The sequence below is a fragment of the Streptomyces sp. SID12501 genome (assembly GCF_010550245.1).
Taxonomy (GTDB): domain Bacteria; phylum Actinomycetota; class Actinomycetes; order Streptomycetales; family Streptomycetaceae; genus Streptomyces.
This window is the reverse complement of sequence record NZ_JAAGLU010000792.1, coordinates 1-421: the sequence shown is the minus strand read 5'-3', so window position 1 is coordinate 421 and position 421 is coordinate 1. Positions and strand designations below refer to the sequence as shown.

The window sequence follows — 421 nt, the reverse complement described above, 5'->3', positions numbered from 1 at the left end:
TCGCCTACGCACGCCCCCGCACCGTGCGCCGCACATCCCTCCCGAGGTTCGTCTCGATCACCCGCGGGAGCGAGTCGATTTCCTCCCCCACGAAGGGGATGCCGTCAGTCCAACTCCTGTTTGTTCGGGCATGGTTGGCTACGCAATAGAATTCGAACAAAGGAAGCCGGCCGCATGGCAGACAACAGCGTTCCCGTCCCTCCGAAGGGCCGCATCGGAGTCACCTACACCGAGATAGCCGCGCACTACGGCATGAGCGCCCGCTACATCTCCGAGAACCCCCGGTGGGGCCGGCACGAGCGCTGGCCGAAGAGCATCGGCAAGCGCGGGCGGAACAAGGAGTTCGACCCGGTCGCCGTCGCCGCCTTCTTCAACGAGCACCACATCCGCGAGACCGCGCCGCTCGACCCCGATCGCCTGT

Annotated in this window: 1 pseudogene; it reads left to right on the top strand. The window is 66.0% G+C overall.

Annotated elements, in window-relative coordinates:
• Positions 1–174 precede the first annotated feature (174 nt).
• Positions 175–421 (top strand): annotated as a pseudogene (locus tag G3I71_RS48485) (hypothetical protein); the annotation flags it as partial.